This window comes from Myxococcales bacterium, assembly GCA_016706225.1.
Classification (GTDB): domain Bacteria; phylum Myxococcota_A; class Polyangia; order Polyangiales; family Polyangiaceae; genus JADJKB01.
On sequence record JADJKB010000022.1, the window covers coordinates 288,180 to 309,175 of the forward strand.

General features: G+C 67.2%; 16 protein-coding genes and 1 pseudogene. 10 read left to right on the forward strand and 7 right to left on the reverse strand.

Features of this window, described 5'->3' with window-relative positions:
• Positions 1-28: 28 nt before the first annotated feature.
• The 5 genes and pseudogenes from IPI67_32340 to IPI67_32360 all read left to right on the forward strand — a co-directional run bounded on the left by IPI67_32340 (position 29) and on the right by IPI67_32360 (position 4,672).
• Positions 29-1,048 (forward strand): substrate-binding domain-containing protein, encoded by a 1,020-nt coding sequence (locus tag IPI67_32340; protein MBK7584867.1) that lies wholly within the window; start codon positions 29-31, stop codon positions 1,046-1,048.
• Positions 1,033-2,533: pseudogene (locus IPI67_32345) on the forward strand (sugar ABC transporter ATP-binding protein). The gene IPI67_32340 and the pseudogene IPI67_32345 overlap by 16 nt, the downstream one beginning before the upstream one ends.
• Positions 2,530-3,483 carry an ABC transporter permease gene (locus IPI67_32350; GenBank protein ID MBK7584868.1) on the forward strand — a complete coding sequence of 318 codons (954 nt, stop codon included), beginning with the start codon at positions 2,530-2,532 and terminating at the stop codon, positions 3,481-3,483. Before IPI67_32345 ends, IPI67_32350 begins: the two are co-directional and overlap by 4 nt.
• Positions 3,480-4,121, forward strand: coding sequence for a hypothetical protein (locus IPI67_32355; GenBank protein MBK7584869.1), 642 nt, complete (start codon positions 3,480-3,482; stop codon positions 4,119-4,121). The genes IPI67_32350 and IPI67_32355 overlap by 4 nt, the downstream gene beginning before the upstream one ends.
• A complete protein-coding gene (locus IPI67_32360) occupies positions 4,118-4,672 on the forward strand; it encodes a hypothetical protein (GenBank protein ID MBK7584870.1) in 555 nt (184 codons plus the stop codon). The genes IPI67_32355 and IPI67_32360 overlap by 4 nt, the downstream gene beginning before the upstream one ends.
• Before the next feature lie 12 nt (positions 4,673-4,684).
• On the opposite strand, the gene IPI67_32365 is transcribed toward IPI67_32360, so the two are convergent.
• Together IPI67_32365 and IPI67_32370 are read right to left on the reverse strand one after the other, a co-directional pair.
• A complete protein-coding gene (locus IPI67_32365; protein ID MBK7584871.1) occupies positions 4,685-6,325 on the reverse strand; it encodes an FGGY-family carbohydrate kinase in 1,641 nt (546 codons plus the stop codon).
• Between the two features lie 10 nt (positions 6,326-6,335).
• Positions 6,336-7,553: a hypothetical protein gene (locus IPI67_32370; protein MBK7584872.1), complete on the reverse strand. Its 1,218-nt coding sequence runs from the start codon at positions 7,551-7,553 to the stop codon at positions 6,336-6,338.
• Positions 7,554-7,648: 95 nt separating this feature from the next.
• On the opposite strand from IPI67_32370, the gene IPI67_32375 reads away from it, so the two are divergent.
• A complete protein-coding gene (locus IPI67_32375; protein ID MBK7584873.1) occupies positions 7,649-8,560 on the forward strand; it encodes a hypothetical protein in 912 nt (303 codons plus the stop codon).
• A 19-nt stretch (positions 8,561-8,579) separates the two neighbouring features.
• Positions 8,580-9,257: a histidine phosphatase family protein gene (locus IPI67_32380; protein ID MBK7584874.1), complete on the forward strand. Its 678-nt coding sequence runs from the start codon at positions 8,580-8,582 to the stop codon at positions 9,255-9,257.
• Here IPI67_32380 and IPI67_32385 read toward each other — a convergent pair.
• Positions 9,221-11,500, reverse strand: coding sequence for a right-handed parallel beta-helix repeat-containing protein (locus IPI67_32385; GenBank protein ID MBK7584875.1), 2,280 nt, complete (start codon positions 11,498-11,500; stop codon positions 9,221-9,223). The genes IPI67_32380 and IPI67_32385 overlap by 37 nt on opposite strands.
• Positions 11,501-11,606: 106 nt before the next feature.
• Between IPI67_32385 and IPI67_32390 the strand changes: the two genes are divergently transcribed.
• Both IPI67_32390 and IPI67_32395 read left to right on the forward strand, forming a co-directional pair.
• Positions 11,607-13,904: a radical SAM protein gene (locus IPI67_32390; protein MBK7584876.1), complete on the forward strand. Its 2,298-nt coding sequence runs from the start codon at positions 11,607-11,609 to the stop codon at positions 13,902-13,904.
• Between the two features lie 33 nt (positions 13,905-13,937).
• Positions 13,938-15,041, forward strand: coding sequence for an NADPH:quinone oxidoreductase family protein (locus tag IPI67_32395; GenBank protein MBK7584877.1), 1,104 nt, complete (start codon positions 13,938-13,940; stop codon positions 15,039-15,041).
• Positions 15,042-15,144: 103 nt separating this feature from the next.
• Here IPI67_32395 and IPI67_32400 read toward each other — a convergent pair whose 3' ends face one another.
• On the reverse strand, positions 15,145-16,857 hold the full coding sequence (locus IPI67_32400; GenBank protein ID MBK7584878.1) for a hypothetical protein: 1,713 nt from the start codon (positions 16,855-16,857) through the stop codon (positions 15,145-15,147).
• Between the two features lie 85 nt (positions 16,858-16,942).
• Between IPI67_32400 and IPI67_32405 the strand changes: the two genes are divergently transcribed.
• A complete protein-coding gene (locus IPI67_32405; protein MBK7584879.1) occupies positions 16,943-17,149 on the forward strand; it encodes a hypothetical protein in 207 nt (68 codons plus the stop codon).
• Positions 17,150-17,307: 158 nt separating this feature from the next.
• Here IPI67_32405 and IPI67_32410 read toward each other — a convergent pair whose 3' ends face one another.
• From IPI67_32410 to IPI67_32420, 3 genes are all read right to left on the reverse strand, one after another.
• Entirely contained in the window at positions 17,308-18,318 is a 1,011-nt protein-coding gene (locus IPI67_32410) for a hypothetical protein (protein MBK7584880.1), read from the reverse strand.
• A 960-nt stretch (positions 18,319-19,278) separates the two neighbouring features.
• Positions 19,279-19,905, reverse strand: a complete 627-nt coding sequence (locus IPI67_32415) for a hypothetical protein (GenBank protein ID MBK7584881.1) — start codon at positions 19,903-19,905, stop codon at positions 19,279-19,281.
• A 47-nt stretch (positions 19,906-19,952) separates the two neighbouring features.
• Positions 19,953-20,927 carry a M23 family metallopeptidase gene (locus IPI67_32420; protein ID MBK7584882.1) on the reverse strand — a complete coding sequence of 325 codons (975 nt, stop codon included), beginning with the start codon at positions 20,925-20,927 and terminating at the stop codon, positions 19,953-19,955.
• Between the last annotated feature and the right edge of the window lie 69 nt (positions 20,928-20,996).

Below are 20,996 nucleotides of genomic sequence, written 5' to 3' on the forward strand. Positions count from 1 at the left end.
CGGAACCAGACGGATACCCTCCCGGGCGATGTTACGAAACGCGCTCGGTGGGGTACTCGGACTGGCGATCGGACTGGCTGCCGTCGGCTGCAAGCGCGAGGCGCCGAGCCCGGCTTCTGGCTCGGACGCCGCGCCTGCGCAGAAGACCCTGCGCATCGCCGTGATCCCCAAGGGCACCACCCACGAGTTCTGGAAGAGCGTGCACGCAGGAGCCGTGAAAGCATCGCGCGAGCTCGGTGTCGAGATCGTCTGGAAGGGACCGCTCAAGGAAGACGACCTCAAACAACAGATCGATCTGGTCCAGAGCTTCACCGCCCAGGCGGTGTCGGGCATCGTACTCGCACCGCTCAACGACAAGGCCCTCGTCTCGAGCGTGAAGTCGGCGACCGAGGCCAAGATCCCCGTCGTCATCTTCGATTCGGATCTCGCGTCCAAAGATCACGTGAGCTTCGTCGCCACCGACAACCGCGCTGCAGGCAAGCTCGGCTGTGAGCACCTGGCCAAACAGATCAAGGACAAGGGCGCGGCCATCGTGCTCCGGTACCAGGAGGGCTCCGCCAGCACGAACCACCGGGAAGAGGGCTGCATCGAGGCGCTGAAGGCGGCCGGCGTGACCATCGCGTCGGACAACCAGTACGGCGGCGCGACCACCGAGAGCGCCCACAAGGCCAGCGAGAGCTTGCTGCTCGCCCAGGGCGCCGCCGCCGGCAAGATTGCAGGGGTGTTCACACCCAACGAGTCCACGACCTTCGGCATGCTGCGCGCCATCGAGAAGGCCGATCTGAGCGGGAAGCTCCGCTTCGTCGGCTTCGACGCCTCGGACAAACTCGTGGCGGGCGTCGCGGGCGGCGCCATCGAGGGGCTGGTGCTCCAGGATCCCTTCAACATGGGGTACCTCGCGGTCAAGACCATGGTCAGCCACATCAAGGGCGAGAAGGTCGAACGCCGCATCGACACCGGCAGCAAGCTCATCACCAAGGTCAACATGAACGAGCCGGACATGTTGCGACTGCTGAAGCCGGAGCTCGGAGAGTGGTTGAACGAGTGAGCGGCGCGCGGCTCTCGGCGCGCGGGCTCGTGAAGTCGTTCGGGGCGACGCGCGCCCTCGACGGCGTGGACCTCGAGCTCAACCCAGGCGAGATCCACGCCCTCTTGGGTGAGAACGGCGCCGGCAAGAGCACGTTGACCAAGATCGTGTCGGGAGTGTTCGTCAGCGACGGCGGCGAGGTGAAGCTCGACGGTCAGGTCTTCTCTCCACGCTCACCCCGAGAGGCTCGGCGCGCGGGGGTCGCCATCGTGCACCAGGAGCCGGCGGTATGCCGGGAGCTGTCGGTCGCCGAAAACGTGCTGCTCGGCCACGAGCCCCTGCGTTTCGGCATCGTCGACCGCGCCGGGCAGCGCGCGCTCGCGCGGCGTGCCCTCGAGCTGATCGGCGCGGACCTCGAGCCAGAGGCCGCGCTGCGAAACCTCGGCCCTTCGGACGTGCAGCTCGTCACCGTGGCACGCGCACTGGCAGCAAGTGATTGCCGCTTGCTGATCCTGGATGAACCGACCGCCAGCCTGTCGGCGCCGGATGTCGAGCGGTTGTTCGAGGTCGTGCGGCGTCTGGCAAAGACCGGCATCGCGGTGCTCTACATCTCGCACTTTCTCGACGAAGTGCGCCGGCTCGCCCATCGCTTCAGCGTGCTGCGTGACGGACGCAGCGTGGGCGGCGGCGATATGGTCGACACGTCGGCAAGCCACCTGGTCGAGCTGATGACCGGGCACAGCGTCGACGAACGCCCCGCCCGTGAGCCTCGCAAACCTGGACGGGTCGTGCTGAGCGCGCAGGAGCTAGCGGGAGTGCGCTTGCCGGTTTCCGCCAGCTTCGAGCTCCGAGCCGGGGAGGTGCTGGGGATCGCCGGGTTGGTCGGCTCGGGGCGCACGGAGTTGTTGCGCGCGGTCTTCGGCCTCGACCGCGTGAAGAGCGGGCAGGTGTCGGTGGGCGCGTACGTGGGACCGGCCTCGCCCGCGCGCCGGCTCGCGCAGGGGGTCGGCCTGCTGAGCGAAGATCGCAAACGCGAAGGGCTGGCCGGGCCCCTCTCCGTCGCGGAGAACCTGACCCTTTCGAGGTCGAGCGGGCTCGGGCCCGCCGGGTTGGTCTTGCCCTCGCGCCGCCGGCTCGCAGCTCAATCTCTGATCGAGCGGCTCGGCATCCGCACCTCGGGGCCCGATCAACTCGTGCGTGAGCTGTCCGGCGGCAATCAACAGAAGGTGGCGCTCGGACGTTTGCTGCATCACGACGTCGACGTGCTCTTGCTCGACGAGCCGACCCGCGGCATCGACGTCAAGAGCCGCAGTGACGTGTACCAAATCATCGACGAGCTGGCCGAGCGCGGCAAAGCCATCCTGGTCGTCTCGAGCCATTTTCCCGAGCTACTCTCGATCTGTGACCGCATCGCCGTGCTCCATCGCGGCAGGCTCGGGCCAGCCGTGCAGAGTGAGCGAGCTCAATGAGCAGCACTTGATGCGGGAAGCAGCGGGGGCAGCGTGAAGCGCATTCTCCGCGCGCCATGGGTCGGACCGCTGCTCGCCGTCATCGCCGTGTACGTGTTGTTCGCGGTGCTCGCACCGGAGACCTTCTCGAGCAGGATCAACCTGCTCACGATGGCACGGCAGACGGTGGTCGTGGCGATCGCCGCCATCGGCATGACGCTGGTGATGATCCAGGGAGGCATCGATCTGTCCGTGGGGTCTACCGTCGCGCTCACCACCGTCGTGGTGGCCCGTGCGCTCGACGGCGGCAGCGGTCCGCTCTCGGCGGCAGCGTCCGGCGTGGCGCTCGGCGCGTGTGTCGGCGCGGTCAACGGCCTGTTGGTCTCGGGTCTCGGGCTCCTGCCCTTCATCGTCACTCTCGGCAGCATGAGCGCGCTGCGCGGGATCGCGAAGGGCCTGGCTCACGAACAGAAGGTCGACGCCGATCCCAAGGGGCTCGAGACCCTGATGGCCATGCCCGGCGGCAAACACGGCGGCTTGCTCTTGCCAACTGGGGTGTGGTGGGTGCTGGGGCTCGCGCTCTTGTTCGCCGCCTTCCTCGCGTTCACGCGACCCGGACGGCACATCGTCGCGGTCGGCTCCAACGTCGAGGCCGCGCGTTTGTGCGGCGTGCCGGTGAAAAAAGTCACCTTGCTGGTCTATGTGCTCGCGGGCGCACTGGCGGGGCTGGCGGGTGTGATGGAGTTCTCGACGCTCACCGTCGGAGATCCCACCGACTCCATCGGCCTCGAGCTGGAGGTGATCGCTGCGGTCGTCATTGGCGGCGGCTCCCTCTCCGGAGGCCGCGGCTCGGTCGCCGGCGCGCTTCTGGGCGCTCTTTTGTTGACCGAGATCAAGACCGGCTCGACCCACGTGGGTCTGCCGAATTGGGTGCAAGAGATCCTGACTGGTGGGATCATCCTCGTCGCCATGGGACTCGACCGACTACGCGAACGGCGGACGACATGAGCTGCGCAGCCACGGCGGTGGCCATCAGCGCGGTTGGCCTGCTGTCGCTCGGGCTCGCGCCCGCTTGTTCGCCCGCGTCGCTCTCGCATCAACAGGAAGCGCAGGATGCCGAACAACGCATCGTCGCCGTCGAGGCCGATCCGGGTAAACGCCCCGGCATCCTTCTGCTCCAATTTCAGCGCGACATGCACAAGACCGGGGAGGTGTTCGCGGTGCTGGACGAGAGCGGCTACCGCGGCCTGGTGCGCACTCGACGTCAGGCCAGCATCGACTGTGATCACTGCCCTGGACCGTTGATCGAAGCGGAGCTCGTGACCGGTCCCGGTCCTTCGGGGACCGGAGCCATCGCGGTCGGTCCTGTGAGGGGACCGCTGCCCAAGGCCCGCCTCGGTCGCGTCGACCGCAAACGGGAACCAGGCGTCACCTGGCAACCCACCGTGCAGGTCGACCTCGATGGCGACGGCCTCTGGGATCTCGTCGAATACGAGCGCTGCGGCCACAGCGTGCCCTCCGGATGCTCGCGCGAAGTCTGCGACATGTTCTGCACGGGAGTCGCCGCACGCGGCGCCGAGCCGGATCCCGCGGTGATGCACTGCCGCTCGCTCGTCCCCGACCTGGAGGACTGCGCCGGGCGATGAAAGCATCGGCCGTCCGCCGCCCGAAGACGCATTCGGAGCGCTCGAGCCTCGTACTTCGGCTCATCGTCGTGCTGTGTCTCCCGTGTTCCGCGGGTTGTTTCTCCGCAATGGGTGACATTCAAGCCGGCGCTCTGTCATCAACACGCTTCGAGTCCGGGCGCTACGGCGGAGTTGCGCAGGTCGCGGGAGGGTCACGCTTCGGCAACGACACCGACGCGGAGCACATCGGTCCGGGAGCAGATGCCCGAGTCGAGCTCACCAGCAACGTGAAGCAGTTCAGCCTGGGCCCGCATCTGTATCTGCTGCCGTCATCGTGGAACACACCTTACGCTCGCTTCGGAGCGACCCTGATCGAGCTCGGCAGTGTCGATGACGACTTCAGCTTCGGCGCCCTCGGACCGCGTGCCGAGCTGGGCATGTTCATGGGGCCAGTCGTGATCTCTACCTTCGCCCGCTACGACCTGCGCTGGACTCACCAGTCGAACGAGGGGTTCGTCGGCGTGATGGTCGGTGTCGGCATGGCGGTCTCGACGGCCTCGCTGCACCGCTGAGCGCACGCCCCCTCAGCTCATCAGCGACCGGTAGTCCAGCTGGTCGGAGTACATGCGCTGAAAGACCTCGTGTTTCTGCTGGTGATACGCCTGAACACGATCCCCCGCCGGCTCGACGACGCGCTCGGAGGCGTTCATGGCGCTCATGGCGTCGAGCACACTCGTCTGGTCACCGGACGCCACCGCCCCGAGGATTGCCGACCCGAGCAGCACCGCCTCGGGTTCTTTGGGCAAGATCAGACGACAACCCGTGACGTCGGCGTGCTCGCGCACGAACACGGGATTCTTGGTGTCGCCGCCGCACGCGAAGATGGCGTCGATGGCGTAACCCTGTGCGTTCATCGTATCGAGGATGTGCCGCGTGCCGTGGGCAATTGCCTGGATGGTCGCGAGGTAGAGCAGCGCAAGAGAGTCGACGCTGTCGCTGAGCTTGAGCCCGCTGATCATGCCGCGCAACGACGCATCCGCGCGGGGTGAGCGGTTGCCATGATGGTCTGGCAGAACGTGTAGCTCGCGGGTCAGCTCCGCCGGAAACGCCGCGCGCTCGCCGAGCGCATCCAGCCGCTCGTTCAGCAACGCGTACACGGTCGTGCCACGCCGTGTGGCTTCGACGCCAAGCTCGGCGCTCCGCGCGTGGTTGCCGACCACGTGATCGATCAACGCTCCAGTCGCACTCTGCCCGCCTTCGGTGAGCCAGAGCCCGGGGATCATCGCGGAGAAATAGGGTCCCCAGATCCCGGGTACGAACTTGGGCTCGCGACTGACCGCCATGTGACAGCTCGAGGTGCCGCCGATCAACGCGAGGCGATGTTCCAGCGCCGCGGCATCCGGCGCACACCCGTCGACGGGCGCACCCAAGAGACCGAGCCCGCCGGCGTGGGCATCGATGATCGACACCCCGACCGCAGTGCCCGCCGCGAGCCCGAGCTCTTCCGCGGCGGTGGCGGTGAGCCCACCCGCGCGCTCCCCCATGGGCCGCACCCGCCGGCCGATTCGCGCGAACCCTTCATCCACCAGCTGCCCAAGGCCAATCTGCCGGAAGTAATCCTCGCGAAACCCACCACCCCCCTCGTGTCCCAGGTAGGTCCACTTGCACACCGTCGTGCACAGTGAGCGCACGTCCTCACCTGTTGCGCGCCACACCAGGTAGTCCGGCAGATCGAAGAACAGCTGCGCTCGCCGCCACGCCTCCGGGTGATGCTCCGCAAGCCAGCGCAACTTGGGGGTCTGCATCTCGGGCGAGATCACACCGCCGACGTAGCGGAGGACCTCGTGGCCCACGGCATTGATGCGGGCGGCTTGCTCCGTGGCGCGGTGGTCCATCCAGACGATGACGTTCTGCTGATCGTCATTGGTCGGGCTGATGCTGACGGGTTGACCCAAGGCGTCCACCGCCACCAGCGAACAGGTCGCATCGAAGCCGATGCCGCGCACGTTGCTCGCCTCGACTCCCGCCTCTTCGATGGCAGCGCGCACTGCGATGCGCACCGCGCGCCAGATGTCCTCGGAGGACTGCTCGACGAAGTCTTCCTGCGGGCGAAAGCTGGTGATGGGTTCGACTCCGACGCCGAGCCTTTGGCCCGAGCCAGAGAACAGCGCGGCGCGCACACTGCCCGTGCCGACGTCCACCCCGAGATAACAGCGTTCGGCCATGGCCCGGATGCTAGCGTGAAAGCGGGGTGCCTCCGCGTGCGCCACGCCGTCGCGCCGAGAGGAAAAACAAGCCAAAGACCGCGGCCAAGACCCACGGTCGCGCAGGCTCGGGCCCGAGGCGACAGCCACAGCCGCTCTCACTGCCGTCCTTCATCACGGTCGTGTTGTTTCCGCTCGAACCGCCGGTCGCGCCGCTGCCGCCGACGCCGGACTCGATGCCCGAGTCGGTCCAGGGGTTGTCGCCCTCGATGCCATCGCTGCCAGCAGCGCCCGCGCTGCCGGCACTCCCTGCGGCGCCGGCGGCGCCCGCAGCATCGGCCGCATCTGCACCGGAATCGGCGTCGGCGCTGGCGTCGATGCCGGCATCCACGCCGCCGGTCCCACCCGTGCCCGTCGTGGGCTGACCGTACAGCTCCCAGATGGCGCTGAGATCACCGGCCGTCAGCACCCACTCGTGATTGATGGTGCCCCCGGCCTTGGTGAGCAGCACCGCCTTGTTGTTCACCCGGCAGCTCGCGAGATCGCGATACGTGCGGTAGTGCATCACCGATTTGATGTTGTACTTGCCGAGCGTCGGGCAGTTCGAGCAGAGCGAGAACTGGTACTTGCAGTTGGCGGTGTTGACGATGTTGGCCGAGAGGACCTGAATCGACGCGGCTCGGTCTTTTCGCCGCATTTCGTGCTCCAACCCGAGTACGTGGCCGAGCTCGTGCCGCGTCACCGTCAGGTACTCGTTGTCGCGCAGGTACAGCTTCGAGACGGTGTTCGACTTGTACCCGACGAACTCCACCCGAGGACTCCCGGTGGTGACCAGCACGTACGCGGCGTCGGCGCTCGTCGCCTTCTCGAAGCGCACGACCTGTTTGGTCTTGGACTGCCACTCACTCATGGCCGAGAGCACTCGGGTCTTGGTGGTGGCGTCCAGGGTCGACGCGATCTTGTAGGGCACGCGTCCCTTGGGCCAGATGAGGTGTTTGCCGCTGCTGCTGAGGGGAGAGCCGAGTCCCATCGGGTTCGAACCGGGAGCGGTCGATTCTCCCGCGGGGGGCGTGGCTTCATCCGGCACACACGGTTCGTCGAGCCGATCACAGTCGGGATCTTCGGGCGGACACACGGAGCCTTCATCGGCCGCGCCGTTGCTCGGCTCGGTGGCGCCATCGCCGCAACCCGGGAGGGAGCCCGTGGCAGACAAGGACAAGAGCAAGACCGCCAACCACTCTCGTCGCATGCTTCAAAGGTACCGGGCCGCGGCGGCGCGAGCAAGCGAGGGCCCGCCCGGAGAGCGGTTGCGCACCTGTGCGCCATCGCAGATGATTGGTGTCCATGCCGCGGGCCAGCGTGCTCAATCGACTGATCGTGCTCGCGCTTTGTGCGGCGGCGACGCTCTCGTGTGGTGATGACTCGGGCGCTCGCGGGAGTGGCGGCGCCGGGGTCATTGGCAACGGCGGCGGGGCGACGGGTGGCGGAGCGGGAGCAGGAGCGTTCGGCGGCTCGGGTGGAGGCGCGGGCGCGGGCGGCGCGAGCAGCGGGGGTAGCGCCAGCAGCGGAGGCGGCGGGGCGAGCGGCGGCAGCGCGGGTGGCGGGGGCAGCGCGGTGGGCGGCGCAGGCGGAGCCGACGCGGGCTCTGTACCGTTGCCGGGGCAAGGCACGCTGCTCGGCGACTGCGGCCCGCTGAGCCAGACGGAGATCCTCTCGTCGAGCCCCTACTCGTACGACAACTCGATCGACTTTGGCAGCTCGGTGTTCGACTACAACCTGCTCTCGCTCGGTGGCAAGAAGGCCTACGACGACGGCAACCTCGGAGGCAGCTCGCTCTTGTCCGAGGTCTTCAGCTACGAGGTGCTGTATCGCTGTGAGCTGGCGAAGCTGCTCAAGACCGAGGCCGAGATCGTCTACACCGACGCGGGCGGCAAGAAGACCGACCTGCTCGTCGAGATCGAGGGTTACAAGGTCGGCGTCAGCGTCACGCGGGCGTTCATTTACCCGCCGGGCACTCCGTACACGGTGAGCGTGGCGCAGGGGTTGCTCGAGAAGAAGCTCGGCGACATCGTGCTGAGCAGCAAGAACGTCGCAACCAGCGACGCCTGGAAGAAACAGATCTTGCACGTGCTTGCCTACGACGCGCAGCACAAGGACGCCCTGAAACAAGCCTACCCGCTGATCGCGCCCGCAACCCGCGCCGACACCGTGGTGATGGTGACCGTCACGGACGGCAACGACGCTTTCATTTACTGAGGTCGGGGGAGGCCGTACGATGCGCATCCTGCTGGTTCGTCACGGCGAGTCGTTCGGCAACGTCGACCCCACCGTTCACGCCCGGGTTGCGGATCACGCCATCCCGCTCAGCGAGGCGGGCCGGCAGCAGGTGCGCGAGGCGGGCCGGCGAATCGACCGCTATTACGCGGAGCTCTACGGCACCCCGGGCTCTTGCCCACACGTTCGGTTGTGGGTCAGCCCGTACCTGCGCACCCGGGAGACCGCGGATGGAATTGCGGAGGTCGCCGGGCGCTGGATCCGCGATCGTCGCGAGCACGTGCTGATGTGTGAGCAGCAGTTTGGTGTGTTCGACGGTGTACCGGACGAAGAGCTGCCGGTGCGCTTCCCGAACGAGTTTGCGCACTACGACCGCTGTTGTCGCTTCGAGGGGAAATTCTGGGCGCGCATGCCGCTGGGGGAGAGCCGCTTCGACGTCGCGCAGCGTGTTCACCAGGCGTTCGGCACGTTCCACCGGGACGCCGAGGACCACGACATCCACGACCTGATCGTGATCTGCCACGGCGTGACCCTGCGGGCGTTCATCATGATGTGGTGTCACCTCTCGCCGGAGTGGTTCGACGACGAACCGAACCCGGCGAACGCAGCGATCCGCCAGCTCGAGGACGGCATCGATCGCGGCTACCTGTTCGAAGGGTTTCCGCGCGGAGCGTCGTAGCCGCGTCGACGCGAGCGTCGCGCCCAGAAGAACATCCCAAGCCCCAGCCAGCCAAGCTCGGAGCCCGTCCTTCGCCCCGCGCTGCGGCATCCACAACCACCGTCATCGCCGCCGTCGCTCTTACCCGCGCCTCCGCCGGTGGCCGAGCCTCCGGTTCCCGCCGCATTGCCCGCGCCACCCGTTCCGGCGCCGCCGACCCCTGCGCCTCCGGCGCCGGCGCTCGCGCCGGCGCCCGCGCTGCCCGACGAACCGCCGCCTCCCGCGACGCCGCCACCCCCACCGCTCGGCGTTGCATCGTCGAGGGGTGACACGCCCCCGCGCTCGAAGGCACCCACGTCGGGCCCCGCTCCAACGACAAAGCCAGTGTTGATGCCGTCGATGCTCGTGCCTTTGTCGAGCAGCGCGTGTCCCGCCGTCAGATCGTAGTCGGCTGCGCCCGGGTTCTCGTAGCTCGGTTTCACCTGGAAACCGTTGATCTCGATGGTGTTCGAGGCCTTGAGGGTCGCGATCGTGTCGTACTTCACGTTCATCCACTTCACGAAGCGCGCGGGGTCGTCGGTGTAGAGCGCGTCGAAGTCGAGGTCGACGCCGGCGTTGACGCTCGAGAGCCCGCTCTCGATCACGTAGCGGTGCCCTTCGTAGATGTTGTTACGCGACACGAAGGGACCGAACGCCAGCGTCGGCGCCGCCGCCTGCGCGTCCACCACGCCGGCCATCGGCACGCCCGTGGTGTGGTAGACCAAGATCCAGCCTTTGCTGCCGTTGTTGAGCTTGAGCACGTGGGCTCTGTAGTCCGTGACCAGGTTGCGCACGAACCAGGTCGGGCCGACCTCGATCGGCGCCACGCTGATGGCGTTCAGCGAGCCTTGCACGACGTTGTGCCAGAATCGCACGTTCACACACGCTCCCTCCGGCTCGAGTCCGTCGTCCGCGTGCTGCTTCATGCTGTTGCCGTAGACGTCGGTGTCCTTGGCGATGTTCTCGTCGGTGGTCCCGAACTCCCCGGCGTCGATGCCGTTGAACGACCCTTCGAGCTGGTTTCCCCGCACCACGTTGCCACGGCCGTTCTGGATCGTGATCGCGCTGGCCTCCGGGGTGTGGGCCTTGCTCGCGGCCCACGGCCAGGTCCAGACGCTGGTGTCGCGAAAGGTGTTGTTCTCGATGACGTTCTCGCTCGCCAGCGAGCGCCGTACGCGGAAGCCGGTGTTCATGTGATGCGCCTGGTTCTTGCGCACCCATGCGTGGTGGGTGTCCCGCACGTCGACCGCGACGCCACCCTGGGTCTTGCCCAAGTAACGCAGCTCGAAACCCTCGACGACGACGTAGCCGATGGTGTCGAGCAGAAAGCCAGTGTCTCGCACGGCGACGTGCAACGTCTTCGTGGACGGGTCTCCGCCATCGGGCAGGCGCAGGTAGAGTTTGCCGCTGCCGATGAAGAACCCTCCGGGCAAGCCGGCGGCAGCGCTCTGCAACTCTGCCAAGCTCGGGTAGTCGTACAAACGCACGTCGTCCGCGGCAATGTACTGACTCGGCCCGGCAAACGGCGTCGAGTACAGATCGCCGCTCTCGTTCGTCCAGGTCGGTTTCTCCAGTGTCGCGTCCGAGCCGTCGAGGATCACACCGGGCCCGTCCGCGATGATCCAGAGCGGCTTGCCGGCGCTGCCGCCCTTGGGCGGTGTCACCGTCTCGCGATAGACCCCGGGTTTCACCCGCACGCTGTCACCAGCAACGGCCTTGTTCACACCCGCTTGAATGGTCTTCAAGGGTGAGCTGGTCGTGCCGGGGTTCGTGTCGCTGCCCGCGGCAGCATCGACCCAGAGCGTCGCACCGCTCGCCGCCGCCGGTTCGTTCGCGCGCGTGGACGCGGTCTGATCCTTGTTCGCTTTGGCGGCGTTGTCGGCGTCGTCCAAGACGACCCGTACGTCGTAGCCCTTGCCCGGCGCGAGAAAGAACACCGCGCCGGCGTAGCGCCCCGCGGCGATCTTCATCAGCGCGTGACCCTTGGTGAAGTTAGCCGCCCCCGTCTCCCGGTACTCGACCCAGAGTTTTGCGTTGGTGTTGTCGTCACCGGCGACGTCCGCGTAGACACCGAAGGTCGTCAAGTTCGGGTAGACCTCCACGCTGCCGAGTGTCGAGGTGTTGGCGGCCAGCGCCGCGCCGGCTCCAAGAACGACGGCGCAAGCGCTGGCAGAAGCGACCAGGAAACGCGTGGCAGAACCCGCGGCAGATCGAGGGGACATCATGGCTCGAGCATGGAAGCGCACATTGGCGCCCCCCGCCAGCCTGACACCCGTCACTTGTATGCCCCAGCCAGCGCGCGACGCTGGCGGCAGAAAAGCGAGGTGCACGATGTCGCTCTCGAATGCCCGCGTCCTCCTGGTCGGCCGCCGTCTGCCGCACAACGAAAACCTGGGGCTGGCTTACCTGCGCGCGGCACTTCAGCGAAAGGACGTACAGGTCACTACCTGTTACCTGAACGACGCGACGGACCTCGCCCGCGCGGCTCACACCATCGTCACGACGGCGCCGGACGTCGTGGGGCTCTCGCTCGCAGACGGCGGTTCGTCGATGCTGCCACTCGCGTTGGGCGAAGCCGTGCGACGCGCCGGCTACGCCGGGCACATCACCAGCGGCGGGCAGTTCGCGACGCTGGCGCGTGAGTGGCTTCTCTCACGCAACGACTGGCTCGACAGCGTCGTGCGCTTCGCCGGGGAGACGCCCATCGTGGAGATCGTCGAGCGAGTCACCAGCGGGCGCCCGGTGCACGACCTCGCCGGGGTCACCACGCGCTCCGGGGACGGTCCGCCCAGCGCCGTGCTCGATACGACACCCATGCAGCTCTTCCCCGTACGCGACGAGCTGCCCGACGTGCTCGGTTTCCCGGCGGCCCACCTGGCGGCCTCGCGCGGCTGCCGCGGGCGCTGTCAGTACTGCGGACCCGCCGCGCTCCACACGCTCGAGCGCCAGGAGGGAATTCGCGCAGGCGTCGCCTCCCGGGTCCTCACCAGCGCGGGGGTCGGCGGCGTGCGACGGCGCGAGCTCGAAGACGTGTCCGACGAGATGGCCGCGCTGTGGCACGAGCGCGGCGTGCGCTACTTCTACTTCGTCGACGAGCACATCTTGCCCTACGAGGAGCCCGAGGCGCTCGAGTACCTCGAGCTGTGGCGCGCCGCGCTCGCTCGACGCAACGTCGGTGCGTTCGGCGTTGGTGCGATGCTGCGTGCAGACCGACTCACGCCGGCCATCGCCCGGAAATTTGCCGAATTTGGCCTGGTCCGGGCCTTCGTTGGCCTCGAGCTCGCCACCGAAGAGGAAGGCCACAGGTTCGGGCGGCGCGCGCCGGGGCCAGCAGAGCTCTCCTTGCTCGATGACTTCGCTCGGGCAGGCGTCGTGACCGTCAGCAACCTGATGCTCGTCCACCCCTACTCGACCGTGGCCAGCATCGGCGCAGGGCTCGACCTGCTCGAGCGCATCGACAGCGGCGTGTTCGAGGCGACCCGCATGATGGTCTATCACGGCACCCGCTTGATGCGCTCCATGGCCGACGAGGGGCGCTTGCTCGGTAACCCTCTACGGTACGGCTACACGTTCGACGATCCGGCCATCGAGCGCTTCGCGGAGATCTTCACGCGCCTGCGAGGTGAGGCCTTCTGGAACTACAGCCTTGCGTACCGCACGCATGACGCATTCTTGGCCTTCGCGCTGGCACGACGGCTGGTGCCCGAGCGCGTGTCGGAGGCCTTGCCGGAGCGGCTCCAGCGCGCGCGGCTCGGCGTCAACCGTGTGTATGTGTCGGCCCACCGCCAGGCGCTGGCGCTGGCCATCGCGGGGGGAGGTTTCGTCGAGTGCGGTGCGCTGATTCGCGCGCTCCGGCCCGAGGTCCACGCACTCGAGCAGGAGCTCGACGAGGTCGACACCCTACTGCTCCGCGCGGCACCCTCACGAACCCGCATGTTCGCTCCGATGCGCTCCGCTGCGGCCTCGGCCATCGGCTTCGTGCTCGCCGCTTGTGGCGGAGAGACCACGAGCAACGCACCATCGAAGGATGCCGGCGCCGACGTTGGCGGCAGCGGGGGTGCTAGCGGCGGCAGCGGAGGCAGTGTCAGCGGCGGCTCGGGCGGAGTCGGCGGAACCAACGCCTGCACTGCGGCGGACGTCGACGCAGCGAAGCAGGAGGTGGTCGACTTCCTCGGCGCGAAGCAGAGTTGCTTCAGCGGGGAGCTGAGCTTTTCATCGGCGCCGGGCGCTCACTATCAACTGTACGCGGGCGGCTACCCGAGCATCCGTTTCTGCGACCCGGCGGCGGAGGCCGCGCTGGCCAAACAGGCCGAACAAGCTGTGCTCGGGCTGCTCGCCGGACAGATCCCAGCTTGCATCAAGGGGGACGGCCCGTTCTCGACGAACGTCTACGTCTCGTCCTCGGATGGACAGAAGATGGCCGACGCCATCGCCAAGGCCGCGTGTGGTCCAGGGCCCTTCGGCGAACAGGTGAAGATTGTGCTCGATTCGAACGGCAAGGTCTTGAAGGTCGACGCCAGCCCGACCTACGCGGCGCTGGCCGCGTGCATCGAGAAGGCGCTGACGGGCTTGACGTTTCCCTGCCGGGCGAGCTTCGAGGTATGTCCGGAGTATGTCATCGCCGAGTGACTCGCTGACAACCCGGGGCCGTGCGTGAGCGCCTTGCCCACTGGACACCGCGTCGTGGTCTCGGAGCTGGGGGAGACCCCGGTCGAAGCCATCAACGAACACGTCCACGTCGAGCCGCAGCCCGCGCCCGACAGCGCGACGCTGGCAGCCAGCGACGTGTTGGTCTCGGTCAAGAGCGCGTCCGTTGGTTGGGTCGATCTCTTGATGACCAGCGGCCAGTATCAACACCTGCCCAGCCCGCCGTACACGCCGGGCCTCGAGTACGCCGGCGTCGTGGTGTGGAAGGGAGACGACGTGGGCGCTCACATCGGCGTGGGTGATCGGGTGCTCGCCGACGGTTTCCTGACGGGCCCTCGATCCCTCGGCGAGCACCAACGCTGGGGTGGCTGGGCGTCGTGGGCCGTTGCCCCGGGCCAGGCCCTGCACCCGATCCCCGGCGCGCTCGATTTCGACGGGGCATGCAATCTGCTCGGCAACTACGAGACCGCGTACCACTGCCTGATCACCCGCGGGCGCCTGCAGGCGGGTGAGACGTTGCTGGTGCACGGCGCCTCGGGCGCGACGGGGCTGGCTGCCGTTCAGGTCGCGAAGCTCGTCGGTGCGACGGTGATCGCAACCGGCCGCTCGCCGACCAAGCTCGAGGTGGTCGCGAGCCATGGCGCCGACCACGTCATCATGACGAAGTCGGAAGACGGTGGGCTCCGTTCGTTCAAGGACGAGGTCAAGGCGCTGACGTCGGGTCGTGGCGTCGACGTGGTCTACGACGGAGTCGGAGGTGAGATCTCCGGCGAGAGCCTGCGGTGCATGGCCTTCGGCGGGCGTTTTCTCGTCGTCGGGTGGGCGGCCACTCCGTTCGTTGCGAGGGGCAAGGGGGGCCGCGGCGCACCCAACGCCAACACGCTCCCGACGAACCTGATCATGATGAAGGGGCTCGACGTGCTCGGTTGCCCCACCGTGATCTCCAGCGTCAAGGATCCCTCGCTCCGCCCGCCGCGTCTGAAGCAGATCCTGGATTGGGCGGAGGCCGGCAAGCTCCGCCCCCACGTCTCGCATCGCTTCCCACTGACCGCGATCACCGACGCCATGCGCGCCAAGTGGTCGGGCGAGGTCGCGGGCGGGTGTGTGATTCACCCTTGAGTACACCGGCATCAGGTCGCACTCTTGCTCGGCTCGTCGTCGCACTCTTGCTCGGCTCGTCGTCGCGCCCTTCCCGAGCCTGGTCTCCGCGGTCCGCCCCGATTCAGTCCAGGCCATCGAAGCCGAAGAACAGGCCCGCTTGCCACGCCGTCACCTCGGAGTCGATCACTCGGCCGTGCTCCAGCGTCTCCTCCAGACACACGAGGTACCTGGTGTCGCCGTACTCGCGCTCCACCAAGCGCAGACAGGAGCGCACCTGGACTCGATGCACCGGGGGACGCTCGCCGGCCAGCATCGACTGGATCCTCTGGGCGCCCAGCTCCGCGTGGGTACGCCGCGCGTGCAGCACCAGGGCTCCGCCCCAGCCGAGGGCGCCACCGAGCGGGCGCGAGTCGTCACCGACGTTGAAACGTCCAACCAGGAGCAGCGCAGCGTTCGCTCGGAGCTCGAGCGCGCGCGGTGAGTCGTCTGACCCTTCCAGCTGATACCCCGCTTCGAGCCGCGGCAGCTCGACGGCGGAGCTCAGAATCGGACCCACCGCCGAGTATCGGAGAGAGTACCCGCCGCGCACGAAGAGAGCATGCGGTGACGCAGTGAAGATTGCGTTGTCGAGTGAGTCCCGATCCTGCTGGGACATCGCCTGGTAGAGCATGCTCTGGCGATGAGGATTCGAGCTTCGCTGCGAGAACGGCAAACGAAACCCGGCCATTGCGTCGTGGGAGACCTGCCCATCGAGTCCCGCGCTGCCGCCACCGAGCGCGCCTGCCAGACTGAACCGCAAGGACTTGTCGTGTCCCGGGTACCAGCTTCGCAGGTAGATCTCCGCGAAGAACCCGGCCAAGCCCGAGACATGGGTCGATGCGTGAGCGCTTCCGACGCTGCGGGTCACGACCGGCGTGAACCCGAACGAGCCCCCCTCGATGTTGCCGGTGCCTTTCCAGCCGCTGAACAGTCCTTCCCCAACGGGACGCTCAGGCGGTGGTGGGGGACGGGGAATTTCCCCAGCCGGCCGCTCGGTTAGCTCGAATGCGTAGGGCTCATTCGGTTCCTCGGGCTCCGCGCTCGCGCCGCCGCTCCGCAACGCGGGCAGCCGCGTGGCGCAGGCGGACGGGTCACTCGCGCTCTTGCATCGAGAGCGGAGCAGGCGGGCAGCCACAGCGGGTCTCGGCTTCACGAAACCCGTGCCCGACGCCGCGAGCGCTGCCAGCTCCGAACAGGCTCGGTCCTCGCCGACGTGGCAGAGCAACGCGCAGCCGAGGGGATCGTCCTCCTCGCAAGCCAACGCAAAGCAGCGTGCGTGATCGTCGTAGCAGTTGTTCATCCTCTGCACGACTCGCTGGCTGCCCGTCACGTAGCGAAGCTCGAGCATCAGACATGCGACGTCATCGCCGGCGCGACAGGCGCGGTAGAAGGTCGCGCGGTCTCGCTCGTCATAGTGCGGAGGGAACACACGTCCACCCGCACCCGCAATGCCAAGCAGTGCCAGGTCCACACAACGCTGGCTGTCCCCTTTGCGGCACAGGTCCTGGCACGAGCCCATCTCGAAGCGGTCGCACATGCTTCGAAAGATCGACCGCGCGCGCTCTGGGTCGCGGCGCACCTTGATGCCGTCCGCGAACCAGAGCCCGAGCCGGTGGCACTCGTCCTGATCGCTCTGGCAAGCCACCCAGTCGTCGTCCCTCGGGCAGACGCTCGCCGCCCGCCGACAGGCGTCGTTCATCTCGCCAGGGTTCCCGACGTAGTCCGCGTATTTTGGCGCCGAGCCACATCCCAGGCAGCTCCAGGCCAAGACGGCGGTGAAGGAAGGTCGGTGCACCGCGGCCATGCTCGCTCGTTTTCGTTACGTGGTGCTCTCTTTTCGCGCGCGTCGGGCGTCGGACGTGGCTCTTGCTTGCAGGCCGGTGCCGTCAGACGACTTCGTGACGCCGCTGGAAGCTCGACAGATCGTCACCGAGTATGTCGAGCACTATCATCTCGAGAGAAATCATCAGGGCCTCGGCAACGCGCTGATCGAACGGCCGTCCGCAAACTCGAACGGCGCGCGGGCGATTCGATGTCGGGACCGGCTCGGCGGAATCCTCCGCTACTACTACCGGGATGCGGCTTGATCTTGCACGGACCAGCTTTCGGACAGTACGGCGTCGAGGTGTGCTTCGACGCAACGTGACCGCCGGCTGGGGTGTGAGTGGCCGTTGGCACTCCAAGGTGGGCGAATATCCGAGGAAGGTGAGCGATTCTTCCCTTCGCAGGGCGGGGCGAGCAAGCGTCAACCGGTACAACACACAATGCGCTTGTCTTTGGGCGTGAGGCTGCCGGTCATGCTTCCGTTGCCCATGGGCGCGCAGTTCCCCGGCGACGTGACCAGCGCGTTCGATGGCACCAAGAGCGACGACTCGGAGTTCTTCACGCAGGCCTTCTCCGGAATCAGGGTACACGCTCCGCACGACCCGGCAGAGCACTTGCTCGGGAACGTGCTGCACGTTCCGCCGCTTGGTGGAGAGCAGTAGCAGCCGCTCTTCGAGCACGCAGCCTGGTTGTCGAAGGTGAGATAGTACTCCTTGAACTCGGCGTACCCGGCGGGACACAGCGCGGTCACGTCCGCCTGGGTTGTCATCATGCAATGCTTGAATCCAGGAGCGTCGGCAACACAATGGCCTCCCGCGCAGGGCGGCGGCGTCAGCGTAGCTTGGCAGATCGTCACGCTGTCCTCGAACTTCGCCTCGATCTTGGTGGCGTATGCCGTGCACGAGGCCTTGACGTTGTTCGGTACTGCCTCGATCCATGAGTATGCCCCAGCGAGGGGCGCGTTGTAGCAGGAGCCGGGCAAGTACAGTGAGGCCTTGCTGTCGGCACCGCTGCAGTCGGTAGCTGACGCCGGCCACTGGCGCACCTGAACGTCGCACTTGAGACCTTGAGGCGTACCGCACGAGCAGCCGCAAGTTCCGACCACGTTCGTACCTCCCTGCTTCGCCACGGGGAACTCGGGTGGGCACGTCGCGTCGAGCCCGGGCGCAACGATCACCGGTATCCAGGCGCTGTCCGCCGCCGGCACACACGTACAGTTCGCCGCAGTGCAGGAGCATGAGCTCCCGGCAACTCCGCCGCCGCCACCTGCCGCTGTGCCTCCTGCGCCCGCTGCACCGCCACTGCCGGCAGCAGCGCCGACGCCACCGGACGCGCCGGTCGACGAGTTGCCACCGCTTGCCGGCTCACTGGCAGACGACGAAGAGCACCCGAGCAGGAGCACACACGCAATCAGGCCGACCCCGCGTCGCACCATGCCAAGGTACCACGGCCCATCAAACTGCGCTCGCTCACACTCCCGACCTTCCCCGGCACAGACGCCCGCGCTCGCCCACTTCGTCCCTCACACCAGCCTGACCAGCGTCCCGATGATCCGGTCCCACCTCCACGCGAGGTTGGGCAACCCGAGAGGAGGGACGCCCATGGCGAAGCGCAGAGCGCGCGGCCGAGATCACGGCGTGGGCTCTAGCTTCACGACGACACGCCATCCATCGTCATGACATCCACGGTATTCGGCACCGTTCGGCGGGCGCAAGGCCCAGTCATGCGGTGCGCGGAAGCGCAGCCCTCACGGCGTGGAAGGTCCATCCGGAGGCGAGGCTGACCCAGGCGGAGCCGGTGGGGTTGATGGAGTGCCCTGGGGCACGACGCTGGGAGGGTGGGGAGCGTTCGCGGGGGGCGACTCCACTAGGATAACAGCCCAGCCATGCGCGAACCAACGACGGGCGGCTGACGAGTGCTTCGCGATACAAATGTCGGTGAACTGCTCCGGCGTTGCGCGGGGCGGCACATCCGAGACGTAGTAGATGAGGGCATTCGCACCAGCTGCGAAAGCTTCCTGTTGCGCCATCAGCCGGATTGTCTCGGCGACCCACTGCTTTCGTTCGGGCTGCTGGCAAACGCCGCGCTCTCGTGAGACTTCCACCGTGCCGAGAATCCTGTGAGCGAAGCCGGGTTCAACTTTGAGCTCGTTTTCGCGGAGCGTGAACCCTGGTGGCGCCGCATCGTGGAAGATGAGGACCCGGTCGGGCGTCGCCGCGTTTGGACGGGCTCCCGCAGGTTGCGCGAGACCCATCGGCTGGAAGTCTGCCCGCATTCTGATCGGGTTACAGTCCACCGAAGAAGCAGCAAACAGGATTCCAAGCAACTTCAGCAATACACACCGCATGGGAAAACTATATCCGCGTGTCGGATGGAAGCGCCACCCTGGTCGTCAGGCGCCGCGTGTGCGCGAGCGGTATACAGCGTCGTCGTTCCTGGCAACAACCGGCGCTCGGTGGGTGGAGACGCGCTTCACCGTCTTCACGCCGGCAACTGCACGAATCTCGGTGAAGTCCTGCGTGAACAGCGGGTCTCGGTCGTGAATGAGGTAGCGCGTGTTCGCGGCGGACCAGTTTTCGTACACTTCGCCGGCGGGGCGCGTCACCTCGAACTCGTAGGTCATCGGGCCCTGCTGGAAGCTCCAGGGGATCGCGCCTTCGGGGATCACGCCGGGTGAGCCGAGCGCCGAGCGCGCGGAGACCAGTGCGTGTTCGCCACCGTATTGGTCCACCACCGAGACGGCGTGGGCCGTGTCGAAGGCGAGCTTGGCGTCGAAGCCGAAATGGCCCTCTTCGATGGCGTCGGTGAGGGCGGCGTAGTCGGTCTCGACCACGAGCGCGCCGCCCTCCTGCCGCACCGAACGCACCTTCCTGAGGGCGGTGCCCGCGAGCAGCATCACTTTGCCGGGTGCGAGCGTGAGGCCTGCGGTCGAGAGCTTCGCGGCGTCGAAGCGGTAGGTGTGGGACTGCGGGTCGCTGGAGGTGAGCGCTGCCGCTGCTGCGCCTTCGAATGCAGGCAAGCGCGCAAACGATCTTCGAAGCGGGCCGTACGCGATGGCGCACGCCGTCACTCGTCGACTTCGCCCTCGTCGGTCGCGCCTTGCGCCTTCTGCAGATCTTTGTCGGTCAAGAACACCGGATTGCCGCCCTTTTGCGCCGCAGGCTCCGGAGACTTCGTCGGCGTCGTCTCGGTGGGCGCTGCGCTTGCGCCCGGACCTGGACCACCGGTGGCAAACTCTTCGTCCGGCGGGCTCGGCTCCGCGCTGCCTTCGGCCGCACTCGCCGCCGCAGTTGCCTTCTCCGCTAGCGGCGCCGGCAACGGGATGGCGTCCAGCATTTCGTCGTAGTCTTTTCTCACCTTCGCAAAGACATCGCGCTCGTCTTTGCCGATCACCCGCATGCCGTCGAGGTTCAGCGTCTCGGCATCGATGAACTCACCGTTCTTCTTGGCGGTGAAATGCAGGTGCGGCCCCGTCGAGCGCCCCGTCGACCCGACGTAGCCGACGAGCTGCAGTCGCTTGACCTTGTCGCCGACCTTGAGGCCCGCAGCAAAGCGCGAGAGGTGCGCGTAGCCCGTCTCGATACCCCCCGGGTGTTCGACCTTCACCAGGTTGCCGCTCGGCCCAGCCGGACCGATGAAGCTGATGGTTCCATACGACGACGCACCGACCTCCGCGCCCGTGGGTGCTCCGAAGTCAGTCCCAGTGTGGGGCATGATCTTCTTCAACACCGGATGCATTCGCTTCGGGTTGAAGCGCGAGGTGATGGGCGCATCCTTCACGGGTTTGCGCCAGCCCCCCTCGTACGGGGACCGGCCCTTCTCGTCGTAATAACCCCGCTCAGCCGTCCCGCGGTGGAAGTACAGGCGGAAGGGGTGCTCCTTGTCGTCGCCCCGGCGGATTTCCAGGGCCTCGATCCCGGCGTAGCGAGAGAACTCGCCGAGCACCGTGACCTCTTGCGCAACCACCCGCACGACGTCGCCGCGCTTCAGCTCGTCCAGGCTCATGTGCCCGTCGAGCGCCTTGGTGAGCGCGCCGGCCATTCCGCGCTCCAAACCTCCCCGCTCGGCACAGGTGTCGATGTCTCCGTCGACGACGAAGGAGCCCTTCAC